The sequence below is a fragment of the uncultured Brachybacterium sp. genome (assembly GCF_947500705.1).
Lineage (GTDB): Bacteria > Actinomycetota > Actinomycetes > Actinomycetales > Dermabacteraceae > Brachybacterium.
The window spans coordinates 331341-351270 of sequence record NZ_CANMSY010000002.1; the positions used below are offsets into that span (position 1 = coordinate 331341).

Genomic DNA, 19930 nt, shown 5'->3' on the forward strand with positions numbered 1-19930 from the left:
GCGCCGCAGCCTCTGAGCGGACCTCAGGGCTGCGGGTCCCCGTCCCGGGCCTGCTCCTTGCCACCGAGCACCCTCCGCACCCGATCGAACTCCGCCTGGAATGCGGCGTCGTCGTGCGCGTACTCCTCGCGCCAGGGCATGCCGAGACGCTCTGCGAGCTCCCGGTGGGAGCGGTCCCGGCGTGCCCGACGGTTCTCCCGCTGCAGCTCGGCCCGGGGCGGGGCGGGGCGCAGACCGGCCGCACCCTGCAGGGTGCGCAGTCCGTCGAACGAGGCGGCATCCCAGCCCACCTCGGGGATCACCCACTGCTGCACAGGCTGACCTGCTCCGCCCGGCCCCCTGATCCCGATCAGGGCCATCCCCCCGCGTTCCGCCTCCCCCACCGCATGCTCGACGCTCGACAGTGACGCCCGCTGGATGATGCGCAGACCCTTGCGCAGGGCGACGCTCCCCTGCTCCTCATCCAGCAGCACCACCCGCTGTGTCAGCAGCAGCGGCACCAGCGCCCACAGCGCGAACAGTGCCCACAGCAGCAGCGCACCGAGCAGCAGCTGCACCCAGGCAGGGTCCAGCAGCTGCTCGAGCAGGCCGTCCTGTCCGGCGCGCAGCCGGGAGCGGCGCCACTCCTGGATCCCGGCCCCGGCGAAAGGGCTCAGCAGCAGCGAGACCAGCGGCAGGCCGATCAGGGCGCCGGGGGTGTAGCGAGCCCGCACGGTGGGGCCGACGATCACCGTGCCTGCCCGGGTGCGCCGGGGTGCGGGAGCCGAGTCGGTGGTCTCGGGAGTGCGGGGGACGGTCACGGTCTCAGGGTACGAGACCCTGCGTCGAGCGTCTGGGAGCTGCGGAAGTCCCGCTGCTCCCCGGTGATCGGATCCACGAAGCGGAGGCGGCGCGCGAGCAGCTGCAGGGGCAGTTCCTCCGGCCAGACCTGCGAGGACGGGCGAGGCCTCTGAACGGGCCAGTAGAGGTCCTCCCCGAGGATCGGCGCACCCCGCGAACTGAGCTGGACGCGCAGCTGATGGGTGCGGCCGGTGCGCGGTCGCAGGAGCACCGACAGCACCCCGGCGGCCTCTCCTGGAGCCGGGGCGATCACCTCGAGCTCGCTCTCGGCGTTGGGCACCCCGGGCAGCACCTGCGCGGTCAGCTCTCCTCGGCGCTTGACCAGGTGGTCCCGCAGCGAGCAGGTCTCCCCCAGCTGACCTGGCAGGGACGACGTGGCGGAGGGGAGGAGCCGTGCTTCGTACTCCTTGCCCACCTCCGCCCGGGCGAACAGCTGCTGATACGCGGAGCGCTCATGGGGATGGATCCCGAAGGCGAGCACCCCGGCCGTCCGGCGGTCCAGACGATGCAGCGGCACCAGAGTCTCGACGCCGGTCCGGCGGCGCAGCCTGACCAGTGCGCTGGCCAGGACGTGTGCACCGCGGGGCATGGTGGCCATATCGTGGGGCTTGTCGAGCACCAGCAGGTGGTCGTCGTGGTGCAGAATTCTCAGCTCGAGCTCGGGAACCTGCTCAGGGCGCAGCTCGCGATGGAACCACAGCTCATCACCGGGACTGAGCAGGTCCAGCGGGCTCCAGGCCCGTCCGTCGGCGTCCACGATCTCCCCGGCGGCGAACCGGGCAGGAAGCGGGGTGGCCTCCGGGGCGGTGAGCGCCGGGAATCGTCGTGCGAGAGCCTCGAGGGCGGTACCGGCAGAGATCTCGCCGTGTGGCACTCGCCAGTGCACGGCATCCAGGCCCTCGCGCTGCGGCAGCGGTGGAGGCCGCCGACGGGCACGCCGTCGCGCCGCGCGCCCGGGACGGCCCGAGCCGGCACGCTCCGGGGCTCCGCTCACAGCCCCCACACGACGAAGGTCAGCACATTGTGGCCGATATAGAACAGCAGCAGGGCCAGCAGCAACGGGTTGGGGTGGCGATCGACGAAGCTCATCGCCTGCGGTGCCTGCCGCTTCAGCTCGGCGGGCGTGATCGCGTCGATGTGCACGATGCCGACCCCGGCCTCCCGTGCCCGGCGGAGCGTCATCTCCTGGGCTCGCTGGCCGAAGAAGCGGCTCGAGACGGCGAGGATGCGACGTCCCTGCGGGTCCAGGACGTAGACGCCGTCGTAGGCGGTCTCGGGGGCATCGAGCGTTTCGGCGGCACCCGCGCCGCGGTCGATGTCACGCACCGCGATGACCTGCCCGACCTCGTTCCAGCGGGTGGTCCGCCTGCGCCGGAACAGGCTGCGCAGCTCGAAGCCGCTCTCGTCGATCTGGAGCCACGAGGTGATCACCCGCAGCATCGTCACGGTCACGGTCACCGCGATCAGCACCCAGATCAGCAGCGGCAGGGTGAACACCAGGTCGTGCATCAGCAGCGGATCGTGCCAGAGCCTCTGCCCGACGAAGCTGATGATCACCAGGAACTCGAGCACCACCAGGAACACGAAGCCCACCACCAGGGAGCCGATCACCACGGAGGCGGGCGGTCCGTACGTCCGGGTGGGGAGGTCTCCATCCTGAGCCGGGATCGCGGCATCCGGTGTACTGATCACCACTGTTCCCTCCGACCATCGATCTGGCTGTGACTCAGCCCATCTTATGCCGTGGGACCGTCATGCAGACGCAGCACACCGTTCCCCGGACACGTCGCCGGCCCGGCGTCCCACCAGCGGCGATGATCGATGTCGTCACTCGTGGCAGGTGGTGCGATCCCGGGCAGCCCTCGTTCCGAAGGTCGGCACGGGGGTCTCCACTGACGGGTCTGCGCGTCATATCCCTGCTCCACGAACTCCCGGGAGACGTCCTCGAGAGCTGGGCCGACGATCTGCTCCGAGAACTGAGCGACTGATCGGTCGCTCGGGTGCGACGCATCGTGCTCACCCCTGCGGGCCACGGCATGACGAAGGGGCGGACGGCCCGGGTCTCCCCGGGCTGTCCGCCCCTTCGGTGCGAGCCCGCTCAGCGCCGGCTCACGTCGATCAGATCACTCGTCCTCGTCGTCGCGCTTGTCGATGATGAGGGTCTCGGTGGTCAGCACCATGGCCGCGATCGAGGCGGCGTTCCGCAGGGCGGAGCGCGTGACCTTGACCGGGTCGATGATGCCGGCGGCGACCAGATCGACATACTCGCCGGTCGCGGCGTTCAGGCCGGTGCCGAGAGGGGCCTCGCGGACCTTCTCGACCACGACGTAGCCCTCGAGGCCGGCGTTCTCGGCGATCCAGCGGAGCGGCTCGACGACGGCGCGGGCCACGGCGCGCACGCCGACAGCTTCGTCGCCCTCGAGGCCGAGGCCGTCCTCCAGGATGGAGGCTGCCTGGACGATGGCGCTGCCGCCGCCCGAGACGATGCCCTCTTCGATGGCAGCGCGGGTCGCGGAGACCGCGTCCTCGATGCGCATCTTCTTCTCCTTGAGCTCCACCTCGGTGTGAGCCCCGACCTTGATCACGGAGACACCGCCGGCCAGCTTCGCGAGGCGCTCCTGGAGCTTCTCACGATCCCAGTCGGAGTCGGTGTTCTCGATCTCGGCGCGGATCTGCGCGACCCTGTCGGAGACGGCCTGGTCATCGCCGGAGCCGCCCACGATGGTGGTCGAATCCTTGGTGACGACGACGCGGCCGGCCTGGCCGAGCACCTCGGTGCCGACGGTCTTGAGATCCAGACCGAGGTCGGAGGTGACCACCTGGGCACCGGTGAGCACCGCGATGTCCTGCAGCATCGCCTTGCGGCGATCGCCGAACGCGGGGGCCTTGACCGCTGCACCCTTGAAGGTGCCGCGGATCTTGTTGACCACCAGCGTGGACAGTGCCTCGCCGTCGACGTCCTCCGCGATGATGAACAGCGGCTTGCCGCCTTCGACGACCTTCTCCAGCAGCGGCAGGATGTCGGCCACGGCCGAGATCTTGCCCTGGTGCAGCAGCACCTGGGCGTCCTCGAGGACGACCTCCTGGCGATCTGCGTCGGTGACGAAGTGCGGGGAGATGTAGCCCTTGTCGAACTGCATGCCCTCGGTGAAATCGAGCTCCATCGCCGTGGTGGAGGACTCCTCCACGGTGATGACGCCGTCCTTGCCGACCTTGTCGAACGCCTCGGCGAGCAGGTCACCGATCTCGGTGTCCTGGCTCGAGACGGAGGCGACGGAGGCGATCTGGGCCTTCCCGTCGACCGGCGTGGCGATCTCGCCGAGCTTCTCGGAGAGCGCCTCGACGGCCTTCTCGATGCCGCGCTTCAGCGCTGCCGGAGCAGCACCGGAGGTGACGTTGCGCAGACCCTCGTGCACGATGGCCTGGGCGAGGACGGTGGCGGTGGTGGTGCCATCACCGGCCACGTCGTTGGTCTTGGTCGCGACCTCCTTGGTGAGCTGAGCGCCGAGGTTCTCGTAGGGATCCTCGAGCTCGATCTCACGGGCGATGGTCACGCCGTCGTTGGTGATCGTGGGTGCACCCCACTTCTTGTCGAGGACGACGTTGCGGCCACGGGGGCCGAGCGTCACCTTGACGGTGTTGGCGAGCTTGTCGACGCCACGTTCGAGGGCCCGGCGGGCTTCCTCGTTGTAGATGATCTCCTTGGCCATAAAGCTCAGTCCGCTCAGTTCTCGATGATTGCGAGGATGTCGCGGGCGCCGAGGACGAGGAACTCCTCGCCGCCGTACTTCAGCTCGGTGCCGCCGTACTTGGAGAAGACGACCTTGTCGCCGACCTCGACGTCCATGGGGACGCGCTGGCCGTTGTCGTCGAAGCGACCTGCGCCGACGGCGACGACCTCGCCCTCCTGGGGCTTTTCCTTCGCGGTGTCCGGGATGACGAGGCCGGAGGCGGTGGTCTGCTCCGCCTCGAGCGGCTTGACGACGACGCGATCCTCGAGGGGCTTGATGGAGACCGACATGCGGCTCACTCCTTCATGAAGAGATGACTCTGCTTGAGTTCTGGGTGACGGGATCCGGTCCCGATCGTCGTCGCGGTGCCGACCGGGGGAAGATCCCACTGCGGCAGTCTCTGGCACTCTCGGCCGTCGACTGCCAACGAGCCCCACTGTAGAACGTTCGCTGGCACTCATGCAAGACGAGTGCTAAACGGCGGCAGCTCCGCCCGTCGGTGGCACTCCGTGCACCGACGGCGCCGGGCTCGGCGGAGCCGGTCACACGCCCGGCGCCGCCGCGAGCCTCGCGCCGCGCGCGACTCCCCGTCGGTGACCGAGCAGCCAGATCGGCGTCGGGAGCACCAGCACCACCACGAACTCCCACCCCAGGTGCCCCGCCCCGAGCAGGTCGACCCCGCAGAGCTGGAGAACGCCGATCAGCAGCCCCATCCACAGCGGCCCGGCCATGACTGCGACGGCCGCACCGTCGGCCGCCCGCGCCGCGCCGCGCCGGGCACTCCGTGCGGGATGCACACGATGCTCCCAGGCGGGCGCGGAGGGCACGGCCAGCTCGGCACGGTCGACCCGCTCGATGACCGCGGACGCGTGGGCGAGGATGCCGGTGAGGACGGCGACGGCGAACGCGGGCAGCAGCTGGAGCGCGCTGAGCAGCACCGGATCGCCCCCGGCCACGGACCTCGGGGACATGCCGGGATCGAGGATCCCGCCCACGAGGCGCAGGATCCAGAACATCATCGCGACGGTCCCCGCCCACAGCAGCCCCGCCTGGATCAGGTGCCGTCGCCGCACCGGGTCGCGCGCGTCGCGCGCGTCGATCGCCCGGCGGTCGCGGCGACGCGACTCGACCGCCTCCTCCCGCCGTCGCAGCTGTTCCGCATCGAGCTCGACGCCGTCGACGCCCACACTGCGGGTCGTGGTGCTCCCGGACCGCTCCTCGGGCGGCACCCACTTCTCCCGGCGCTGTGCGAGTCCGGCACCGAGCGCCGCCACGAGCACCGGGCGCGAGGCCAGCAGGCGCAGCGGGAGGAGGCGGTCCAGGGTGGGTCGGGGCACGGCCAGCAGGACATCCGCGATCCGGCCCGCCTCCCCCGGGGCCGGCTCCCAGGGGCGGGTCTCGAGGGCCAGCGATTCGAGGTCGAGCTCCTCGTCGTCCGCGATCTGCTCGAGGCGCACACCGAGCGCCTCGAATCCGTGCGCTGCGACCTGCTCCAGGTCAGCGTCTGCGAGGATCCGCCGCAGGCGCCGGAGGGCCTCGCGCAGCGCCCGCTGGTCCAGGCCGATGAGCTCGGTGCGGACCCGATGCGCAGACAGGGCCTCCAGCACCTCGGGTGCCAGGTCGAGCAGGACGTCGGTGACGTCCCGGGCCCATCGCACCGCCTGCGAGGCGGGGAGCACGCGCTCGAACCCGACCGGGCCTCTCTCCTCGATGCCGCGGAACATGGCGTCGAGCTGCGCGCCCAGACGCTCGAGGTCCTCCTCGGTCCGCACGCCCTCGAGCCGAGGCAGCTCGAGCTTGGCCGCGCCGAGCACGGTGCGGGCCTCGTCGAGCACCGCCTGGACCTCGGAGAGCCGGCGCACGCTCTCGGGGCGCACCCCGAGGGCGATCAGCAGCTGGCCGAGCGCGACCCACAGGAATGTCTCGTCCAGGAGGCCCCGCAGCCAGTCGGGGAGCGGCGCGGTCCGCCTGGTCGTCCTCACCCGGAGGCGTCCGGACCGCCCGTTCTCCATGGGTCCATCCTGACAGTCCCGGACGCCGGCACCGGCACCGGCACCGGCACCGGCCGCAGGGTCCGTGCCCGCGCCTCGCCCCGCGACAGGCCGAGGATCCCGCTGAGCACCACGGCCACCGCAGGCAGGGCAAGAGCCCATAGCGCCCACCATCCGATGTCTCCGTCCTCATTCCGCCAGGGGCCGAACCCATGCCACGGGAATGTGTCCTTCGCATCGAACAGGAGTACCGCCAGGTACGGCAGGAAGAACGGCACGATGCTCACCGCCGAGCCCCAGCGCGCCGCGCGCACCCGTGCTCGGCGGGCGGGCGTGGCGTCGGCGACGGTGCGCATCCGCGGCTGCACCAGTTCTGCCTGATCGATCGGGCCGAACCACGCTGACCAATAGGAGAGCGGCACGACGACGAGCAGCGCCAGCACCGTCGGTCCCGGCCAGAGCGGCGCGAGCTCCGCGGACCTGCCGAGGATCCGCGGCAGGTCGACTCCGCCGGCTCCGAGGAGCCACAGCAGGATCCAGCCGACGACGACCAGGCTCATGCCCCACAGACCCGCCGTCCACGCGATCAGCGCCCGCTGAGCGCCGGGCCGCGCATCCCGCTCGTCGACCTGCCGGAAGAACGCGGTGTGAGCCCGCCGCCATCGACGCTCGACGTCCTGCTGGCGGTTCCCCTCCTCCTCGCCGGGGTCGGGTCGCTCTCCCGGCGGAATCCATTCCTTTCGGAGCTGCTCGAGTCCCTTGGTGAGCGCTGCGGTCAGCACGAGCCGTGAGGAGAGCAGGCGCAGGGGCAGCAGCCTGTCGAGGGTCTCGCGCGGCAGCGATCGGATCACCCCGACCAGGCGGCCCACCTCGCCGAGGCGCGGGGCGCGAGGCCTGGTCTCGAGCTCCGAGAAGGCAGTGAGACCTTCGTCCGCTGTGAGCACCTCGAGGTATCGGCCGAGAGCCGTATAGCCCTCTGCGGCGGCCGCATCGAGCTCGGCGCCGGCGAGGATCTCGCGCAGTCTGACGATCAGTGCCTGCGCGGCACGGTGGTCCACGCCGATCAGCTCCGGACGGATCCTCAGGCTCCGCAGACTGCCCAGTGTCTCCTCGAGGAGGTCGAGCACGACGGCGCCTGCCTCGCGGGCCCAGCTCACGGCGCGCGGGGCCGGCAGGATGGCGCTGAGCTCCTCCTCGGTGATTTGATGGGACTCGAAGTCGCTCCGCGCGTCCTCGAAGCGCTCGAGGTCACGATCGGTCTCGATGCCTTCGAGGCGGGGGATCTCATGTCCGGCGCGCCCGAAGACGTCCCGGGCCTCCTCGAGGAGCGCCTGGACCCGGGAGAGCCGGCGCACACTGTCAGGACGCACGCCCAGGGCCAGCAGCAGTTGGCCGATCGCGACCCAGAGGAACGTCTCGTCCAGGAGCCCGCGGACCCAGCGGGGCAGTCGATCGCCACCCCGGGATCCCTGATCCAGGAACCGCTCCACGAACCGATCCAGCAGCCAGTCGCGCATGGGGTGCAACCTCTCGTAAAGATCTGACGAGCACCAGGTCACACACTTCTTGTGAGGCTGGCAACTTGCAGGACCGGAGCGAGTGCGGAGTCTCCCGGCCGCGGGATATAACAGAAGTATCGACGACGTCGTGGCACCTGCGATCCAGGGCCCGGCCGATCACTCCACTCCGAACCGAAGGGGACCCCGATCATGACCTTCCTCCGCTCTCTCAGCTCCGCACTGGGCCGACTCTCCGACCGCATGCAGGGTCAGGACGTCGAGCGCCACAACGCCGTCCCGAACAATCGCCTCGGCGGGGACTACGCCGCGGTGGCACGGGCGCGCAGCAGCCAGGGCATCACCTCCCTCGGCATGAGCCGCTGACCTCCCCGAGCGCGCCCACGAAGCCCCTGCAGAATTCCTCTGCAGGGGCTTTCCCGTCCGCGGATGCCGCCGCTCAGCGCCCGGCCGCCTCCACGATCTGCGCGACCTGCTCGGGGCTGAAGCGGTAGACGGGGAGCTCGGCGTCCCCCGCCGTGTCCCCCAGGTTCGGGAACACGGAGCTGAACACCCGCGGCGCACCCTGGCCCAGCTCGATCACGCTCACCCCGGACAGCGCCAGCGCGCGCTCGCTCGCGGCTGCGGTGACCGGGTCCACCACGTTGGTGATCCCCGGGGCGACATGGACCGGGATCCCGGCGATCGCCCCGTCCATCGCGTGGTGGTAGTGGCCGGAGAGCACGATGCGCGCGTCCGTCCCCTCGAGCACGGCGGCCAGGTCATCGAGGCCGTCGAGGTCGAGCCCGCGCAGCAGGGTGGTCGCTCCCCTCAGCGGCGGATGGTGGATCGCGAGCACGGTCCCGCCGGCGGCGGGCTCGGCCAGCACGTCTCGCAGCCACTGGAGCTGCGCCGACTCGAGATGTCCGTAGCCGGCACCGGGGACGCTCGAGTCCAGCACCACCACCCGTCCTCCCCCGTCGAGGGGCACCACCCTGTCCTGACGGGCTGCCAGATGCTGTCCGGGGTCGACCTCCTCGCTGTAGACGCGGGAGACGTCATGGTTGCCCATCACCATGGCCAGCGGCGCCCCGAGTGAGGCGGCGAAGGGGTCGAGGATCTCGTGCAGGAGCCGGTAGCTCGCCGCGGTGCCGTCCTCGGAGGCATCCCCGGTGTGGATCACCACGTCGATGTCGCGCAGGCCCTCGAGGCGGGCGAGCACGCCGCGCAGGGCGGCGGTCGGGTCGATGCGGTCGTAATGACGGGCCGACGGATCGCCGTAGAGATGGGTGTCGGTCAGGTGCAGGATGCGCATGGGAGCACCGTAGCCATCACAGGTGTCCTGCAGGTGAAGCCCACGGGGTGCGCTGACGGGCCCTCCCGCCGGCCGGGCTCAGCCCAGCGCCCCCACCCATTCGCTCTCGCCATCGTCGAAGACCTGATGCTTCCAGATCGGGACCCGCTGCTTGACGGTGTCGACCAGTTCATCGCAGGCGACGAAAGCCTGCTTGCGGTGCGGGGCGGCGACGGCGCAGACGAGCGCGGAGTCGCCGATCTCGAGCGGGCCGAACCGGTGGGCGACAGCGATGAGGGTATCGGGATAACGTTCGGCGACCTCGCGGGCGACCTCGGTGATCACCTCACCGGCAGTGGGATGGGCGGAGTACTCCAGGCGCTCCACGCCCCGCCCGCCGTCATGGTCGCGCACCACTCCATCGAAGGTGATCACGGCACCGCAGCGCGGATCGGAGACCGCCTGGACCATCTGTGCCACCGAGATCTCCTCCTGGCGGACCTCGGCGAGTCGGGCCCGCTCTGCAGCGTCGCCCATCGCGGGATCTCCGGCGATGCGCAGCTGCTCCGCAGCGGTCTCGAAGGGCGTCGTGCCGCGGGTCGGGTCGGTGCTGGGCGCGGTAGGAGGCTCGGTGGTGGGGCCCGTCGCGCGCTCGGCTGAGGGGGGTTCGCTGCTCGTGGGCTCGGTGCCGTTCATGCGTGATCGCCTCCGTCGCGCTGTTCCAGCAGATGGTCGAGGATCGGGTCGAGCACCTCGATGCCGTCCCGCACTCCCCCTCGGGAGCCGGGAAGGTTGACCACGAAGCTGCGTCCGGCCATGCCGGCCAGGCCGCGGCTGAGCAGGGCGGTCGGAATCTTCTGGGCTCCGAGGCGGCGCACCGCCTCGAGGATGCCGGGCATCTCCCGCTCGATCAGCGGGGCGGTCTGCTCGGGGGTGACGTCGGTGGGGCTGATGCCGGTGCCGCCGGAGGTGATGACGATGTCGACGCCGTCCGTGATCGCCTCGGCCAGTGCGGCTCCGACCTCAGGTCCGTCGCTGACGACGCGCGCCTGGACCTGCCGAAGGCCTCGCCCGCTGAGCCATTGCACCAGCAATGGACCGGTGCGGTCCTCATAGGTGCCGTCGGCCGCCCGGGTGGACGCGATGATCACCCGGGCGCTGCCGTCCAGCAGCGGTGCGGGCGTCGCATCCTTACGCGTGGTGCAGTCGTCATCGGTGCGACGGGCCGGGATCTGCTTCACCATCAGCGGCCCACCCCCGACCGTGCAGGCTCCTCAGGGTGCCCAGCCGCTCCGCGCTGCTCCCCAGGTCCCGGGCTCGCCGCCGATTCCCGCGTCCAGTCCCCGCTCTTGCCACCGGACTTCGCGAGCACCTGGATGCCCTCGATGGTCGCGAGATGGTCCACGGCCTTGATCATGTCGTAGACGGTCAGAGCCGCCACCGTGGTAGCGGTCAGCGCCTCCATCTCGACCCCGGTGACGCCCTTGGTGCGCACCCGCGCGGTGATCTCCACCCTGTCCCCGCGGGGCACCAGATCCAGCTCCACCCCGGACAGCGGCAACGGGTGGCACAGCGGGATCAGTTCATGGGTGCGCTTGGCTCCCATGATCCCGGCGATCCGGGCGGTGGCCAGGGCTTCCCCCTTGGGCAGGTCTCCCTCCGCGATGCGCGCGACCACATCGGGCCTGGTGCGCAGCACGGCCCGGGCGCTCGCCTCACGTGAGGTGACAGCCTTGTCGGTCACGTCGACCATGTGGGCGGAGCCGTCCGCACGCACATGGGACAGGTCGCCGGCAGTGTTGTTCGCTGCGGGGTCGTTCACCGCGCTGTCGTTCACTGCGCTGTCGTTCACGGCGCTGTCGTTCACTGCGCTGTCGTTCATGACTCTCCTCCAGGGATCAGCAGGATCTCGAGCTGGTCGCCGTCATGCACGGTCTCGGTGCCGGTCGGGATCCGCACCAGAGCATCGGCTGCGGCGTACCCGCCGATCAGATGGGAGGAGGCACCCCCCACCAGGCGCACCCGGCCCGAGGGCAGCACCCGGGCCCGACGGTACTGATCCAGCGCGAGCGGCGAGTGCTCCTCCACCTCGAGCTGCACCGGCAGGTGCAGTCGGCGGCGAGCGGGTGCACCGAGCGCGGGCCTCGCGATGAGCTCGCAGCTGAGCAGCGCGGAGACCGGGTTGCCGGGGAAGGCCAGCCAGGGGACCCGTCGCTCGTCCATCTCGAGGTAGCCGATGCCCTGCGGTCCGCCCGGCTGCAGGGCGACCTTCGGGAAGGCGAGGGTGACGCCGTCACGCCCGGCCGCGTGGCGGACCACCTCGAAGGCGCCCATGCTCACCCCGCCGCTGGTGACCACGAGGTCGACGTTCAGTGCCCGGATCTCCCGGCGTAGATGAACGAGCAGGGCGCCGGCGTCGTCGGGCACCACGCCGACGTGCACCACGTCGGCTCCCGCCTCGGTGAGGGCGGCTGCCAGCCCGGGACCGTTGGCATCGAAGACACTGCCGGGGGCGGGAGCTCCGCCGGCCCGGGAATGCACCTCGGAGCCGGTGGAGAGCACCATCACGCGCAGCGGGACGTCGACCTCCACGTCCACCACCCCGCAGGCCGCCAGATGGGCGATCCGGGCTGGGGTGAGCAGCCGGCCCTCCCGCAGCACGGTGTCCCCGCGGCGGGTGTCGGAGCCACGACGCCGCACGAACCGGCCGGTCGCGACGGAGGCGGGGGTGAGCGTGACCGTCGGGGCCGGGCGTGCGTCGGGCACCTCATCGACAGGGGTGAAGCGTCCCTCGGAACTCTCCTCGACGGGGATCACCAGCTCGGCGCCCGACGGGATGGGCGCTCCGGTCATGATCGCTCGCGCGGTGCCAGGTGCGAGCACGGCGGGTTCGTCCCCAGCGGCGATCGTCGGCCCCAGCGGGAGCGTCACGCGCGCACCGGATCCCTGGAGATCATGCGCCGCGAGCGCGAAGCCGTCCATCTGAGAGTTGTCGTGACCAGGGACGTCCACCAGGGCACGCTGCTCCCGGACGGCGACCCGTCCCACCGCGCGGCCATCCAACGGGATCACCTCGGTGGTGCGGACGGTGCCGAGCAGGGCGACAGCATCGGCCACGTGATCAGCCAGGGGGATCCGCTGGGCACCGGACATCTCGCACTCGCTCCCGTCTCCACGCTCGGCGTCTCCGTGACGCACCACCAGTATGGCGCGCCGGTTCCCGCTGCGGCGCCGCGAAGGTCGCCGTGGTGCCTGGAAGGCCGGTACGCACTGCAGCTGGACTGGCACCTGGTCGACAGACACAACGGAAGTCCTCACCACCGTGCAGGTGCGCCCCCTATCCTGGAGCGAGATCCCGGCGTTGCCGGGCCGCGCTGGAAAGGAGTGAGCAGATGGCATCGCGCCGCATCTCGCTGGGGATGCCGACACCGCGCAGGACCGACGAGACCGCGACCGAGCTCCCCGACACCTCGGACCGTCCCGACACCCCCGCTCTCGCCGACCGCTTCGGCCGGGAGGCGACGGACCTCCGCCTCTCGCTCACGGATTTCTGCAACCTGCGCTGCACCTACTGCATGCCCGAATCCGGGATGACGTTCCTGAAGAAGGATCAGCTGCTGAGCGTGGACGAGGTGGTGCGCCTGGTGCGGATCGGGGTGGAGCGCCTGGGCATCGAACAGGTGCGCTTCACCGGCGGCGAGCCGTTGACCCGCCCCGATCTCGAGCAGATCATCGCCGGTGTCGCCGCGCTCCCCCATCGCCCGGACATCTCTCTGACCACCAACGCGATCGGCCTGGACCATCGCGCCGCGCCCCTGCGCGAGGCGGGGCTGGACCGGATCAACGTCTCCCTGGACTCCGTGGTCTCCGAGACCTTCGAGCGGCTGACCCGGCGCCCGCTGCTGCACCGGGTGCTGGCCGGGATCGACGGTGCCCGGCAGGCTGGACTCGCTCCGATCAAGGTCAACGCCGTGCTGCTGCCCGGGGTCAACGACCATGAGCTGCCCGATCTGCTGGACTGGTGCCTGGACCGGGACCTGCAGCTGCGCGTGATCGAGCAGATGCCGCTGGATGCGGACCACATCTGGGACCGCAGCTCGATGCTCACCGCGGGTGACATGCAGTCACTGCTCGCCCCCCGCTACGTGCTCACCCCGGTGGCCGAGGCCCGGGACGGCGCCCCCGCGGAGCTGTTCGAGGTCGAGGATCGCGCCACCGGTCGCCATCGCGGAAGGGTGGGCATCATCGCCTCGGTCACCCGGCCCTTCTGCGCCGACTGCCGCCGCACCCGGCTCACCGCCGAGGGCCGCGTGCGCACCTGCCTGTTCTCCCGGGAGGAGACGGATCTGCGCGGCGCGCTGCGCTCCGGGGTCGAGGACGAGCAGATCGCCAGGATCTGGCGTGCCGCCCAGTGGGGCAAGAAGGCCGGTCACGGCATGGACCGCGAGGACTTCGTGCAGCCGGAGCGCCCGATGAGCGCGATCGGCGGCTGAGAGAGGACGAGATGACCAGCATCGACATCACGGGAGACTCAGAGCGGATCAGCGGAGGGAGCACCGGCGATCCCGTCGGCCCCGGCCCCCGCATCGCGGTGCGCCTGTTCGCGGGAGCCGCCGCAGAGTTCGGGGCCGACGCCACGACCGTGCAGGCAGCGACTGTGCAGGACGCCGTGGACGCCCTGCTGGCGGGGGCCTCCGCCGAGGCGGCCCGGGTGATCGACCGTTCGAGCTTCCTGATCAACGCCGTGGCCTGCCCGGACCGCACCCGTGCGCTCGCCGACGGCGACCGGATGGACGTGCTCCCACCCTTCGCCGGCGGCTGATCCCGCGCGGCTGCTGACTCTCCCGGGATCAGCCCGGCAGCCCCACCTCGATCCCACTGCCCTCCACAGCGCCGAATCCGCCGCGCAGCGAGCGCACGGCGATTCCTCGCTCAGCCAGCACCCGTTGCGCGCTCGCCGAGCGTGAGCCGGCCGCGCAGTAGAGCACGGCCCCCTCGAGCCCTGCCGCTGCGGCGGAGAGCCCGGACGACTCCGCCCCATCCGCCGGCACAGACGTTCCTGACGCGTCGGACCGTCCCGCCAGCGCCAGCAGCTCGGCCATCGGCACGTGCTCGGCGCCAGCCACCATCCCGTCGGCCAGCTCGTGGGTCTCCCGGATGTCGATCACCCGCACCCCCTCGGCCAGCAGCGCCGGCAGCTCGGCGACCGTGAGCTCATCGGTCGCGGGCCCCGTGGGCCCCGGCAGCCCGCAGGTGACCATCACGTCCTCGATCTCCGTCACCGCAGGGCGCTGCGGGTCCCGGGCCAGCGGCAGCTCGTCCCAGCGGGCGCGGAGCGCGTCGTAGAGGGCGAGCCGGCCGAAGAGCACGTCCCCGAGCCCGGCCAGGACCTTGACCGCCTCCATCGCCATGGTCGCGCCCATCACCCCGCACAGCATGCCCAGCACCCCGGCCTCGGAGCAGCTCGGCACCTCCCCGGGACGGGGCGGCACCGGGTGCACATCGCGATAGGTCACGCCGCGCCCGCCCGCGCCCCAGAACACGCTGACCTGCCCCGAGAATGCCAGGATCGATCCCCACACCAGGGGGAGGTCGAGGATCTCGCACGCGTCGGAGGCCATATAGCGGGTCGGGAAGTTGTCGGTGCCATCGAGCACGAGATGATGGCCGTCCAGCATCTCGAGCGCAGAGGCGGGGGTGACCGTCCGGGCCACTGCTCGCACCGAGATCTCCGGGTTCAGCGCGCGCAGCCGTTCTGCCGCGGCGACCGCCTTGGAACGGCCCATATCCGCGTCGCCGAAGAGCACCTGCCGGTGCAGGTTGGTCGCGTCGACGGTGTCCGGATCGAAGACCGTGATCTCCCCGATCCCGGCGGCGGCCAGATAGGACAGCACCGGTGCCCCGAGCCCGCCGGCACCGATCACCGCGACGCGGGAGGCGGCGAGCCGCCTCTGCCCGAGAGCGCCCAGCTGAGGCAGGCGCATCTGGCGGAGGTAGCGCTCCTGGGACCCGGCCGCCGCCTCCGGACCGGGTGCGACCGCGCGGTCACCGATATCCGGCAGGCCACGTCCGCCTCCGGGCTCCGGTCGCTGCGCCGACGCGGGCGAAGTGACCACCGGGGAACTTGCGGCATGCACAGACCTCTCGAAAACTCCATGACTTTCCACCATGTGAGGTAGTCTCCCCCACGGCCACGCACTGTGGCAGGTGGATAACGATTCGGCTATGGAGCCGATCCCAGCGCGAAGATGCGCGTCCTTGTGACCTACAGTGCAGAAACCTGCTCAGAGGCTCCGCACGGTTGCGGAGCGAGCACCGATCATGTGAGGAATCCTGACGATGCGATCACCTTCGTCTGCCTGGAGTCGTCCGAGCCGCCGTGATGGCGCCCGGGTGCTCAGGGTCTCCAGTGCGATGATCCCGAGTCTCATCTCGGGAGCCGGTGCATGACCCAGTACATCCTGCGGCGGTTCGTCAACTACCTGGTCCTCACGGTGATCGCGACCGTGTTCTCGTACATCGCCGCGAGCCTCTTCTTCTACCCGCGCCGGCGCTATCTCGGGATCAACCCTCCGATCCCCGAGGAGTCGGTCGACGGCATCCTCAGCGCCTATGGCGTCAACGACAAGGACCCGGTGCTGCTGCGCACCTGGTGGTGGATCGAACGCATCATCTTCGAGCCCCTCTCGCAGAAGCTGGGACAGGACCTCCAGGGCAACTGGGTCATCAACGAGATCGTCGGCCGGGCCGGGACCAGCCTCCGCCTGCTCCTGCTGGGTGCCCTGCTGGCCGCGCTCCTCGGCGTCACGCTCGGTGTCTGGGGTGCGGTGCGCCAGTACAAGGCGTCCGACCAGATCGTCTCCTACGCCTCCTTCATCCTGATCTCGACCCCGACCTTCGTCGGCGGCGTGATCCTGATGATCCTGGCGACGAACTTCAACCAGCTGCTGGGCTTCCAGATGATCCGATTCACCGGGTCCTACACGCCCGGCATCACAGGGTTCTTCCCCCAGCTGTGGGACGGCTTCGTGCATCTGCTGCTGCCCACGATCGCGCTGATGCTGTTCGGCGCGGCCGGCTACTCCCGCTATCAGCGCTCGCTGATGCTGGACGTGCTGGGCAGCGACTTCATCCGCACCGCCCGGGCGAAGGGCGCCACCCGCAACCATGCACTGGTCAAGCACGGCGTGCGGGTCGCGCTGATCCCGATGTCCACCTACCTCGCGTACAGCTTCGGCACGCTGGTGGCCGGCTCGGCGTTCCTCGAGATCATCTTCTCGTGGGAGGGCATGGGCAAGTACGGCATCGTCGCCGTCCAGACCTCCGACGTCAACGCGCTGGCCGGCAACGTGTGCTTCACCGCGATCCTGCTGCTGTTCAGCTCCACCCTGTCCGAAGTGCTGTACGCGGCGCTCGACCCGAGAGTGAGGGTCTGACATGTCGATGAACGCACAGCAGCCCGCTGACCGCGGCGCCGATCTCGCCGAGGACCTCGAGCCCACGGCGCACCTGATCGCCGAGAAGGCCGACACCACCGCGTCCCAGCAGGAGAAGGCGCACCGCCCCATCTCTCGTGGCCGCCTGGTCTGGCGCCGTCTGAAGGGCAAGCCGAACTTCTACATCGGCGGCGCGATCGTGCTGGCGATCGTGGCCTTCGCCCTCTTCGGCGACCTCTTCAACATCTACACCCAGGGCCAGCAGGACTCCTTCAACTTCAACTCCCCGCCGAGCGCTCAGCACTACTTCGGCACCGATGCGATCGGGGTGGACCTGTACGCCTCGATGACCTCGGCGCTGCGCACCTCGCTGCTGATCGGCTTCCTCGCGGCGCCCACCGCCACGCTCGTCGCGGCCATCATGGGCTCGCTGGCCGGCTACCTCGGCGGTCCGTTCGAGATGTTCACGAACTGGCTGATCAACCTGCTGCTGGTGCTGCCGGTCTTCTACGTCCTGATGATCGTCTCGCCCGCGATCGCCGATCCGAGCAACCTGCCCGGCGCGATCCAGTGGCTCGGCTTCATGCCCGCCTGGGGCCTGCTGGTCATCGCGATCGGGCTGTTCAGCTGGATGATCATGGCCCAGATCGTGAAGAACCAGACCAAGTCGCTCAAGGAGCGCGAGTACGTCAAGGCCGCGCGCTACATGGGCGTGAGCACCCCGACCATCCTGCGCCGCCACATCATCCCCAACGTCGCCTCGCTGCTGATCATCGACGGCGCCCTCGGCGTCGCCGGCGCGATCCTCGCGGAGACCTCGCTGTCCTTCTTCGGCCTGGGCATCCAGGCCCCTGACGTCTCCCTGGGGACGCTGCTGCAGGACGGCACCGGGGCCGCGGTCTCGAGGCCGTGGCTGTTCGTCATCCCCGCATCCTTCCTGATCGCCCTGCTGACCGGTGTCGCGCTCGTGGGCGACGCCCTGCGCGATGCCATCGACCCCACCAGTGAGGTGAACCGTGCCTGAGCCGCTGCTGCAGGTCAAGGACCTGACCGTCACCTTCCCGAACGCGAAGGGCGGCGTCCGCGCCGTGCGCGGAGTCGACTACTCCGTGGGCGAGGGTGAGTTCCTCGGCATCGTCGGCGAATCCGGCTCCGGGAAGTCCGTCTCCTCTCTCGCGGTGATGGGGTTGCTCCCCTCCTCCGCGAAGATCACCGGTGACATCACCTTCCGCGGCGAGTCGCTGCTGGGGATGAGCGACCGTGCGCTGTCGAAGCTGCGCGGCCGCGAGATGGCGATGATCTTCCAGGATCCGCTCTCGGCGCTGACGCCCGTCTACACCGTGGGCCAGCAGATCGTGGAGGCACTGACCCTCCACGACAAGAACGTCCCGCAGCGCAGCGCCGAGAAGCGCGCCGTCGAGCTGCTGAAGATCGTGGGGATCCCCGCGGCGGAGCGCCGCGTCAAGGCCTTCCCCCACGAGTTCTCCGGGGGCATGCGTCAACGGGCGATGATCGCGATCGCGATCGCGAACGACCCCGCTCTGATCGTCGCTGACGAGCCCACCACGGCGCTGGACGTGACCATCCAGGCGCAGATCCTCGAGGTGCTGCAGAAGGCCAAGGAGGTCACGGGCGCTGCCGTCGTGCTGATCACCCACGACCTCGGCGTGGTCGCCGGCAATGTGGACCGGGTGGCGGTGATGTACGCCGGCAAGCTCGTCGAGAAGGGCCCCGTCGAGGAGGTCTTCCACTCGCCCCGCATGCCGTACACGATGGGTCTGCTGCGTTCTGTGCCGAACATGCTCACCGCCGGCAAGGAGCGGCTGGTGCCGCTCGAGGGGCGGCCGCCGAACCTCGCGAACCTGCCCGTGGGCTGCCCCTTCGCAGATCGCTGCCCTGCGGCCCAGGATCGCTGCCGCACCACCGAGCCGGAGCTCCTCGCGGATCTCCGCGACGGCCGCGAGGTCGCCTGTCACCGGTCCGACGAGATCGCGGCGGGCACCCTGAAGCCCTCCGACATCTTCCCGCGCCCCCCTCACGAGGAGCGTGCGGTCAAGGACAGCACCGGCCTGCAGCCTGTCGTCAAGGCACAGGATCTGATCCGCCACTTCCCGCTGTACAAGGGCGCCGTGTTCCGCCGCGTGGTCGGCAGGGTCAAGGCCGTCGACGGCGTGGACTTCGAGGTCCTGCCGGGCGAGACCCTCGGTCTGGTGGGCGAGTCCGGTTCCGGCAAGTCCACCACCGCGCTCGAGATCATGGAGCTGGTCAGCCCGCAGCGCGGCAGCCTCGAGGTGACGGGCAAGGACGTCGGCACGCTGTCGCGCGCTGAACGGCTGGCGATGCGCCAGGACGTGCAGATCGTCTTCCAGGACCCGATGGCGGCGGTCGACCCGCGCATGCCCGTCGGCGACATCATCGCGGAGCCGCTCACGGTCCACGGGGTTCCCCGCGCCGAGCGCGACCGCCGAGTGGTGGAGATGCTCGAGCTGGTGGGCCTGGACCCGGAGATGACCGACCGCTACCCGCACGAGTTCTCCGGCGGTCAGCGCCAGCGCATCGGCATCGCCCGCTCGCTGATCACCAACCCCAAGGTGCTCGTGCTCGACGAGCCGGTCTCCGCGCTCGACGTCTCGGTCCAGGCCGGCGTCGTCAACCTGCTCGAGGATCTGCGCGACCGGATGGGGCTGTCCTATCTGTTCGTCGCTCACGACCTCGCGATCGTCCGGGAGATCGCCGACAAGATCGCGGTGATGTACCTGGGCAGGATCGTCGAGTACGGCCCGGTGCAGGAGGTGTACGAGACCCCTCGTCATCCCTACACCCGCGCGCTCATGAGCGCGGTGCCGGTACCGGATCCGACGATCGAACGTGCGCGCCGACGGATCCTGCTGACCGGTGACCTCCCCAGCCCCACCGAGGACATCCCCGGCTGCAACTTCGCCTCGCGCTGCCCGTTGTTCCGGATGCTCGACGAGACTCGCCAGGCGCAGTGCCTCGGCGACGATCCGGCGGCGACCGTGCACGGGAAGTCCAAGGTGGCCTGCCATCACGTCGATGAGATCCATCGGCTCGATGATGCAGACATCTCCGCCCTGTCCCCCATCCCCGGCGACTGACGCCCCGCGTCCACCGCCCCCAGAAC

General features: G+C 70.4%; 19 protein-coding genes. 6 read left to right on the forward strand and 13 right to left on the reverse strand.

Annotated features, from left to right (window positions below):
- Positions 1 to 23: 23 nt before the first annotated feature.
- The 7 genes from Q0937_RS04635 to Q0937_RS04665 all read right to left on the reverse strand — a co-directional run bounded on the left by Q0937_RS04635 (position 24) and on the right by Q0937_RS04665 (position 8079).
- Positions 24 to 800: a hypothetical protein gene (locus tag Q0937_RS04635; RefSeq protein ID WP_299300217.1), complete on the reverse strand. Its 777-nt coding sequence runs from the start codon at positions 798 to 800 to the stop codon at positions 24 to 26.
- Positions 797 to 1834 (reverse strand): pseudouridine synthase, encoded by a 1038-nt coding sequence (locus tag Q0937_RS04640; protein ID WP_299300219.1) that lies wholly within the window; start codon positions 1832 to 1834, stop codon positions 797 to 799. The genes Q0937_RS04635 and Q0937_RS04640 overlap by 4 nt, the downstream gene beginning before the upstream one ends.
- Positions 1831 to 2532 (reverse strand): hypothetical protein, encoded by a 702-nt coding sequence (locus Q0937_RS04645; protein ID WP_299300221.1) that lies wholly within the window; start codon positions 2530 to 2532, stop codon positions 1831 to 1833. Before Q0937_RS04645 ends, Q0937_RS04640 begins: the two co-directional genes overlap by 4 nt.
- Before the next feature lie 431 nt (positions 2533 to 2963).
- The gene (groL, locus tag Q0937_RS04650; RefSeq protein WP_299300223.1) at positions 2964 to 4550 is read right to left on the reverse strand and encodes a chaperonin GroEL; all 1587 of its coding nucleotides are present in this window, start codon (positions 4548 to 4550) and stop codon (positions 2964 to 2966) included.
- A gap of 14 nt (positions 4551 to 4564) precedes the next feature.
- Complete coding sequence (gene groES, locus Q0937_RS04655) at positions 4565 to 4861, reverse strand: co-chaperone GroES (RefSeq protein WP_299300225.1); 297 nt, start codon at positions 4859 to 4861, stop codon at positions 4565 to 4567.
- 252 nt (positions 4862 to 5113) lie between these two features.
- A complete protein-coding gene (locus tag Q0937_RS04660; protein WP_299300227.1) occupies positions 5114 to 6553 on the reverse strand; it encodes a hypothetical protein in 1440 nt (479 codons plus the stop codon).
- A complete protein-coding gene (locus tag Q0937_RS04665; RefSeq protein ID WP_299300229.1) occupies positions 6550 to 8079 on the reverse strand; it encodes a hypothetical protein in 1530 nt (509 codons plus the stop codon). Before Q0937_RS04665 ends, Q0937_RS04660 begins: the two co-directional genes overlap by 4 nt.
- A 192-nt stretch (positions 8080 to 8271) precedes the next feature.
- On the opposite strand from Q0937_RS04665, the gene Q0937_RS04670 reads away from it, so the two are divergent.
- Positions 8272 to 8445 carry a hypothetical protein gene (locus Q0937_RS04670; RefSeq protein WP_299300231.1) on the forward strand — a complete coding sequence of 58 codons (174 nt, stop codon included), beginning with the start codon at positions 8272 to 8274 and terminating at the stop codon, positions 8443 to 8445.
- Between the two features lie 73 nt (positions 8446 to 8518).
- Here Q0937_RS04670 and Q0937_RS04675 read toward each other — a convergent pair whose 3' ends face one another.
- The 5 genes from Q0937_RS04675 to glp form a co-directional block, all read right to left on the reverse strand.
- Positions 8519 to 9373 (reverse strand): metallophosphoesterase, encoded by an 855-nt coding sequence (locus Q0937_RS04675; RefSeq protein WP_299300233.1) that lies wholly within the window; start codon positions 9371 to 9373, stop codon positions 8519 to 8521.
- 78 nt (positions 9374 to 9451) lie between these two features.
- Positions 9452 to 9889 (reverse strand): molybdenum cofactor biosynthesis protein MoaE, encoded by a 438-nt coding sequence (locus tag Q0937_RS04680; protein WP_299300957.1) that lies wholly within the window; start codon positions 9887 to 9889, stop codon positions 9452 to 9454.
- A 155-nt stretch (positions 9890 to 10044) separates the two neighbouring features.
- The gene (locus tag Q0937_RS04685) at positions 10045 to 10596 is read right to left on the reverse strand and encodes a molybdenum cofactor biosynthesis protein B (protein WP_299300235.1); all 552 of its coding nucleotides are present in this window, start codon (positions 10594 to 10596) and stop codon (positions 10045 to 10047) included.
- Positions 10596 to 11204, reverse strand: coding sequence for a cyclic pyranopterin monophosphate synthase MoaC (gene moaC, locus Q0937_RS04690; RefSeq protein ID WP_299300960.1), 609 nt, complete (start codon positions 11202 to 11204; stop codon positions 10596 to 10598). Before moaC ends, Q0937_RS04685 begins: the two co-directional genes overlap by 1 nt.
- Before the next feature lie 26 nt (positions 11205 to 11230).
- Entirely contained in the window at positions 11231 to 12505 is a 1275-nt protein-coding gene (gene glp, locus Q0937_RS04695) for a gephyrin-like molybdotransferase Glp (protein WP_299300237.1), read from the reverse strand.
- 239 nt (positions 12506 to 12744) lie between these two features.
- Here glp and moaA point away from each other — a divergent pair, with 239 nt between their 5' ends.
- Both moaA and Q0937_RS04705 read left to right on the forward strand, forming a co-directional pair.
- Complete coding sequence (moaA, locus tag Q0937_RS04700; RefSeq protein WP_299300239.1) at positions 12745 to 13845, forward strand: GTP 3',8-cyclase MoaA; 1101 nt, start codon at positions 12745 to 12747, stop codon at positions 13843 to 13845.
- 11 nt (positions 13846 to 13856) lie between these two features.
- The gene (locus Q0937_RS04705) at positions 13857 to 14174 is read left to right on the forward strand and encodes a MoaD/ThiS family protein (RefSeq protein WP_363323195.1); all 318 of its coding nucleotides are present in this window, start codon (positions 13857 to 13859) and stop codon (positions 14172 to 14174) included.
- A 28-nt stretch (positions 14175 to 14202) separates the two neighbouring features.
- Here the strand turns inward: Q0937_RS04705 and Q0937_RS04710 are convergent, their stop codons facing one another.
- A complete protein-coding gene (locus tag Q0937_RS04710) occupies positions 14203 to 15336 on the reverse strand; it encodes a ThiF family adenylyltransferase (RefSeq protein ID WP_299300241.1) in 1134 nt (377 codons plus the stop codon).
- A gap of 462 nt (positions 15337 to 15798) precedes the next feature.
- Here Q0937_RS04710 and Q0937_RS04715 point away from each other — a divergent pair, with 462 nt between their 5' ends.
- The 3 genes from Q0937_RS04715 to Q0937_RS04725 are packed head-to-tail and all read left to right on the forward strand — an operon-like array spanning position 15799 to position 19904.
- A complete protein-coding gene (locus Q0937_RS04715) occupies positions 15799 to 16788 on the forward strand; it encodes an ABC transporter permease (protein ID WP_299300243.1) in 990 nt (329 codons plus the stop codon).
- A 1-nt stretch (position 16789) separates the two neighbouring features.
- Complete coding sequence (locus tag Q0937_RS04720; RefSeq protein WP_299300245.1) at positions 16790 to 17812, forward strand: ABC transporter permease; 1023 nt, start codon at positions 16790 to 16792, stop codon at positions 17810 to 17812.
- Entirely contained in the window at positions 17805 to 19904 is a 2100-nt protein-coding gene (locus tag Q0937_RS04725) for an ABC transporter ATP-binding protein (protein WP_299300247.1), read from the forward strand. The genes Q0937_RS04720 and Q0937_RS04725 overlap by 8 nt, the downstream gene beginning before the upstream one ends.
- Positions 19905 to 19930: the final 26 nt, after the last annotated feature.

What these genes read in the sequence shown, in the direction of transcription:
- groL (WP_299300223.1), bottom strand. Translation starts at nt 4,550, where the DNA reads ATGGCCAAGGAGATCATCTACAACGAGGAAGCCCGCCGGGCCCTCGAA.
- groES (WP_299300225.1), bottom strand. Translation starts at nt 4,861, where the DNA reads ATGTCGGTCTCCATCAAGCCCCTCGAGGATCGCGTCGTCGTCAAGCCG.
- Q0937_RS04665 (WP_299300229.1), bottom strand. Translation starts at nt 8,079, where the DNA reads ATGCGCGACTGGCTGCTGGATCGGTTCGTGGAGCGGTTCCTGGATCAG.
- Q0937_RS04670 (WP_299300231.1), top strand. Translation starts at nt 8,272, where the DNA reads ATGACCTTCCTCCGCTCTCTCAGCTCCGCACTGGGCCGACTCTCCGAC.
- Q0937_RS04675 (WP_299300233.1), bottom strand. Translation starts at nt 9,373, where the DNA reads ATGCGCATCCTGCACCTGACCGACACCCATCTCTACGGCGATCCGTCG.
- Q0937_RS04680 (WP_299300957.1), bottom strand. Translation starts at nt 9,889, where the DNA reads ATGGGCGACGCTGCAGAGCGGGCCCGACTCGCCGAGGTCCGCCAGGAG.
- Q0937_RS04685 (WP_299300235.1), bottom strand. Translation starts at nt 10,596, where the DNA reads ATGGTGAAGCAGATCCCGGCCCGTCGCACCGATGACGACTGCACCACG.
- glp (WP_299300237.1), bottom strand. Translation starts at nt 12,505, where the DNA reads ATGTCCGGTGCCCAGCGGATCCCCCTGGCTGATCACGTGGCCGATGCT.
- moaA (WP_299300239.1), top strand. Translation starts at nt 12,745, where the DNA reads ATGGCATCGCGCCGCATCTCGCTGGGGATGCCGACACCGCGCAGGACC.
- Q0937_RS04705 (WP_363323195.1), top strand. Translation starts at nt 13,857, where the DNA reads ATGACCAGCATCGACATCACGGGAGACTCAGAGCGGATCAGCGGAGGG.
- Q0937_RS04710 (WP_299300241.1), bottom strand. Translation starts at nt 15,336, where the DNA reads ATGCGCCTGCCTCAGCTGGGCGCTCTCGGGCAGAGGCGGCTCGCCGCC.
- Q0937_RS04715 (WP_299300243.1), top strand. Translation starts at nt 15,799, where the DNA reads ATGACCCAGTACATCCTGCGGCGGTTCGTCAACTACCTGGTCCTCACG.
- Q0937_RS04720 (WP_299300245.1), top strand. Translation starts at nt 16,790, where the DNA reads ATGTCGATGAACGCACAGCAGCCCGCTGACCGCGGCGCCGATCTCGCC.